This is a genomic window from Anaerovibrio sp. (assembly GCF_051866355.1).
Taxonomy (GTDB): domain Bacteria; phylum Bacillota; class Negativicutes; order Selenomonadales; family Selenomonadaceae; genus Anaerovibrio.
Map to the genome: position 1 here is coordinate 1 of NZ_JBJDWZ010000180.1, position 4,580 is coordinate 4,580.

Sequence of the window (4,580 nt, forward strand, 5' to 3'; positions counted from 1 at the left end):
GCCGGTGATGTGCGCTATCCAAACCTCTGGATTGACCACGCGCTGGACAAGGTAACGGCGCCCCAGCCGGAAAATGGCAATTACCTGACCATGGAGGCAGCTGCCGATACCTTGAATATTAAGTGTTATCTGGCAGATGGCACGCAGATTGATGAAGTTTTCCTTACAAAATAAATTTCAGTTTATCCGGAAAGCTGTATGCCTCACTACGGAAGCATACGCAGAATATCGGTTTGGCATTTTGTGGCAGATAAACAGATAACAAGAGGGATGAGTTGGTACTTTACCGCTCATCCCTCTTTTTGTTTGAGCAGAGTGCGCGGGATAAAAACTATTATCATATTTTATCAGGGTATCGTACCCCCGTAGCGATAAGATGTAAAAAATTTTCTTCCTCTTTTTCAAAATTCAGGTGAATTTTGATATTCAGGAGTAATATGAACTTAGATGTTGAGCATATTATAGACTGCGGCAGTTTTATACAATCTTAATATCGCTGGTTGAACCTTGGCACTATCTTAAAGTGCTTCATGCTGATGCCGGTCTACGCGAAAGGGGCGATAGAAATGCTGTATGTATGGTTTGGGGTCTGGGCAATTATGCTGGCCTGGCTGATAGGTATTTTACTGAGGGGAGATGAGGGATGATGCAGGCGGTGTTGCAGTATGCCGGTTATCTGGCCTTGCTGGTGGTGCTGGCTTATCCTTTGGGAATTTATATAGACAAGGTAATGCAGGGCAGATGGGTATGGCTTTCGCCGCTTATCCGCCCTGCCGAGAGGATGCTGTACAGGCTGACAGGCACTGATGAACGGGAGGAAATGACATGGCGGAGGTATCTGGGCAGTGCGCTGGCGTTTAATTTCTGCGGCTTTGTGCTGCTGTTTGCCTTGCTTATGCTGCAGGGCAGCCTGCCCCTCAATCCTCTGGAGCTGTCCGGGCTGGAATGGCCGCTGGCATTCAACACGGCAGTCAGCTTTGTCACCAATACCAACTGGCAGGCGTACAGGGGGGAACTGCAGCTCAGCTATGCAGTGCAGATGCTTGGGCTGACGGTGCAGAATTTTGCTTCTGCCGGTACGGGGATGGCGGTGCTGTATGCGCTTATCCGGGGCTTTGTGCGGACACAGGATGGCACCATCGGCAATTTCTGGACGGATTTGACCCGCAGTACCGGCTATGTGCTGGTGCCGCTGGCGGTGGTGGTGACACTTCTGATTGGTTCACAGGGGGTTGTGCAGAATTTTGATGATTATACCACCTATACCCTTAGTGAAAGGGTGGTGGCGGAGGATGGCACAGCCATTACCAAGGGGGTTGTGCCGGGCGGTCCCGCTGCCAGCCAGATTGCCATCAAGCAGCTGGGAACCAATGGCGGTGGCTTCTTTGGAGCGAACTCCGCTCATCCGCTGGAAAATCCGACACCTTTTTCCAATCTGGTGGAGATGACTTCTATCCTGCTGATACCTGCCGCCCTGTGTTTTTCCTTTGGGCGTGCCGTGGGCAGCAGGCGGCAGGGGGTGACGATTTTTGCCGCCATGCTTGTCCTTTTGGTGCTGGGCATGGGGATTATCGGTTTTAGCGAGCAGGCAGGTACTGCCCCGCTGGCGCAGAATGGTGCCGTGCTGATGGAGGCCGGGAATATGCAGCCGGGTGGCAACATGGAGGGCAAGGAAACCCGCTTCGGCATTGCAGGCTCCGCGGCATGGGCGGAATTTACCACGGCGGCCTCCAACGGTTCCGTAAATTCCATGCTTGACAGCTATACGCCTCTGGGCGGGCTGGCTGCCATGCTGAACATACAGCTGGGGGAGGTGGTCTTCGGCGGCACAGGCTGCGGCCTCTATGGCATGCTGTGCTTTGCTATTCTGACAGTGTTTATTTCCGGTCTGATGGTGGGGCGTACCCCGGAATTTCTGGGCAAGAAAATCGAGCCCTATGAGATGAAGATGGCAGTGCTGGCATGCCTGGCAACGCCTGTGGCAATTCTGGCCGGCAGCGGTATTGCCGCCATGGTGCCGGGTGTGGCAGACAGCCTGTCCAATCACGGGGCTCATGGCCTGTCGGAGCTTCTGTATGCCTATTCCTCCTGTGGAGGCAATAACGGCTCCGCCTTTGCAGGCTTTGGCGCAGATACTGTTTTTCTGAATGTATCACTGGGCATGGTGATGCTGTTTGCCCGCTTCCTGCCCATGACGGCAGTGGTGGCTATTGCAGGGCATCTGGCCGGCAAGAAAAAGCTGGCTGTGACAGAGGGCACCCTGCGCACGGACAATGCGATGTTTGCAGGGCTTCTGATAGCGGTTGTGCTGCTGGTGGGGGCGCTCAGCTTCTTCCCGGTGCTGTCACTGGGGCCGATAGCAGAGTTTTTGCAGTAAATTATGGCAGTATTAAATAGCATTCTGGTGATGAGTGGTGCATTAGCTCTGCAGGGAAAGTGATGTGATTGACGATGCGTAAAAATAATTCCTTTAGCAGGGAGATTTTTCGCCGTGCGGTGGCGGAGGCCTTCAAAAAGCTGTCTCCCCGCAAGCAGCTGGAAAATCCCGTCATGTTTTTGGTGTATATTTCCTCGGTGCTGAGTACCCTGCTGTGGGCGGCAGGCGCGGCAGGGCTGTACGAGGATGCGCCGGTATGGTTTTCCTTGGCGGTAGCGGTGCTGCTGTGGTTTACGGTGCTGTTTGCCAATTTTGCGGAGGCGATTGCCGAGGGCAGGGGCAGGGCACAGGCAGATGCCCTGCGTTCAGCCAAAAAGGATGTGGCTGCCCTGAAAATTCCCGCTCCTGACCGTCAGTCGGAGGGGGAGGTGGTGGCAGCCTCCGGCCTGCGGCCGGGGGATTTTGTGCTGGTGGCGGCCGGGGAGCAGATTCCGGCTGATGGCGAGGTGGTGCAGGGGGCGGCCTCCGTGGATGAGTCGGCTGTCACCGGCGAGTCCGCGCCTGTGATCCGGGAAAGCGGCGGCGACAGGAGCGCCGTTACCGGCGGCACTACGGTCTTGTCCGACCGGCTTGTAGTGCAGGTCACCAGTGAGCCGGGCAAAAGCTTTCTGGATAAGATGATTGCCATGGTAGAGGGCGCATCAAGAAAGAAAACTCCCAACGAGCTGGCCTTGCAGATTTTCCTGCTTGCCCTGTCCATTATCTTCATTCTGGTAACCATGTCCCTGTACGGGTACAAGTGGTTTATTCAGAAGGAGCTGGGGGTGCATGAGGTGATTTCCGTTACCCAGCTGACGGCACTGCTGGTCTGTCTGGCGCCTACCACCATCGGGGCGTTGCTGTCCGCCATCGGCATTGCCGGCATGAGCAGGCTCAATCAGGCCAATGTGCTGGCAATGAGCGGCCGTGCCATTGAGGCTGCCGGTGATGTGGATGTGCTGCTGCTGGACAAGACAGGCACGATTACCCTGGGCAACCGGCAGGCGGCGGAGTTTATACCCGTGGATGGCGCCACGGCAGAGGAACTGGCGGATGCAGCACAGCTGGCCTCGCTGGCAGATGAGACCCCGGAGGGGCGCAGTATCGTCCAGCTGGCCAAGGAGCAGTTTGGCATCCGTGAGCGTGAGCTGGCAAAAAATGAGGTGGTCTTTGTGCCTTTTGCGGCACAGACGCGCATGAGCGGGGCCAACATCGGCACAGTAAAAATCCGCAAGGGTGCGGCTGATGCCCTGCGCCGCTATGTGGAGGAAAGGGGCGGCAGCTACAGCGTGGCGTGCAGACAGGCGGTGGAGCAGGTGGCAAGAGATGGCGGTACGCCGCTGGTAGTGGCAAGGGATGCCCGGATTCTGGGCGTTATCTACCTGAAGGATATCATCAAGGAAGGCGTGCAGGAAAAATTTGCCGATCTGCGCCGCATGGGCATCAGGACAATTATGATTACCGGGGATAATCCGGTTACGGCGGCGGCTATCGCCGCCGAGGCAGGGGTGGATGATTTTTTGGCCGAGGCAACGCCGGAGGCGAAGCTGGCGATGATACGGGATTATCAGGCAAAGGGGCACATGGTGGCCATGACCGGTGATGGCACCAATGATGCACCGGCTCTTGCCCAGGCGGATGTGGCGGTTGCCATGAACACGGGCACTCAGGCGGCGAAGGAAGCGGGAAATATGGTGGATTTGGATTCTTCGCCTACCAAGCTGATTGAGATTGTCCGCATCGGCAAGCAGCTTCTGATGACCAGGGGCAGTCTGACTACCTTTAGCATTGCCAACGATCTGGCGAAGTATTTTGCCATTGTACCGGCACTGTTCGCAGGTCTTTATCCGCAGCTGAACGCCCTGAATGTGATGGGGCTGAAAAGTCCGGAAACGGCGATTTTGTCGGCAGTGGTCTACAATGCCTTCATCATCGTGGCACTGATACCGCTGGCACTGCGGGGCGTTGCTTATCGGGAGGCTCCGGCGGCGGAACTGCTGCGGCATAATCTTTTGCTGTATGGCGTGGGCGGCATAGTTGTGCCATTTGTGTGTATCAAGCTGCTGGATATGCTCTTTGGGGCATTTATTTGATTTGGGGCGTCAGGCTGTCGGCGGCCTGCTGGCGGAGGCGGCCGCTTGCGAAAAAAGCTTATGCAAAGGGG

General features: G+C 56.0%; 2 protein-coding genes and 1 pseudogene. All 3 read left to right on the plus strand.

All coding sequences use genetic code 11. The annotated features are described in order from the left end of the window. Window positions 1–174: pseudogene (locus ACI3UA_RS09540) on the plus strand (metallophosphoesterase); the annotation flags it as partial. Window positions 175–643: 469 nt separating this feature from the next. Further along, window positions 644–2,377 carry a potassium-transporting ATPase subunit KdpA gene (kdpA, locus tag ACI3UA_RS09545; RefSeq protein ID WP_439724586.1) on the plus strand — a complete coding sequence of 578 codons (1,734 nt, stop codon included), beginning with the start codon at window positions 644–646 and terminating at the stop codon, window positions 2,375–2,377. Between the two features lie 74 nt (window positions 2,378–2,451). Next, a complete protein-coding gene (gene kdpB / locus ACI3UA_RS09550; protein ID WP_439724587.1) occupies window positions 2,452–4,509 on the plus strand; it encodes a potassium-transporting ATPase subunit KdpB in 2,058 nt (685 codons plus the stop codon). Window positions 4,510–4,580 lie beyond the last annotated feature (71 nt).

Excerpts from the sequence above, each read along its gene's own strand:
- kdpA (WP_439724586.1), top strand. The coding sequence starts at position 644 with ATGATGCAGGCGGTGTTGCAGTATGCCGGTTATCTGGCCTTGCTGGTG.
- kdpB (WP_439724587.1), top strand. The coding sequence starts at position 2,452 with ATGCGTAAAAATAATTCCTTTAGCAGGGAGATTTTTCGCCGTGCGGTG.